The organism is Xenorhabdus szentirmaii DSM 16338 (assembly GCF_002632585.1).
In the GTDB taxonomy this organism is placed as follows: Bacteria; Pseudomonadota; Gammaproteobacteria; order Enterobacterales; family Enterobacteriaceae; genus Xenorhabdus; species Xenorhabdus szentirmaii.
The window spans coordinates 1-302 of the sequence record NZ_NIBV01000065.1 but is presented as its reverse complement, the minus strand read 5'-3'; the positions used below and the strand labels follow the sequence as shown (position 1 = coordinate 302).

Below are 302 nucleotides of genomic sequence, written 5' to 3'. Positions count from 1 at the left end.
AAATCCTTCAGATTCGTTTTTGAATACTTTAACGCGATGCTCGACTTTTATGATGAGTTGAAATGACATAGCCGCTCCTTTATAACTTTAAGTCGTCAAAAATAGAGAAATAAAGGAACAAAAGGCTATGTCACAACAAGATTTTATCATTTGGGTGTTTTGTTGGGTAGATGACAATTTAACGCAGTTACAACAAGGTATGCGATTCAGAAGCCGAGGGCTCCCACCTAAATTGAGTGATGCGGAAGTCATCACGATGGAAGTGATTGGTGAATACTTAGGATTTTCAACAGATAAAGGGA

Annotated in this window: 1 pseudogene; it reads left to right on the top strand. The window is 37.7% G+C overall.

Annotation, left to right across the window (positions count from 1 at the left end):
• Positions 1–127 precede the first annotated feature (127 nt).
• Positions 128–302 (top strand): annotated as a pseudogene (locus Xsze_RS23455) (IS982 family transposase); the annotation flags it as partial.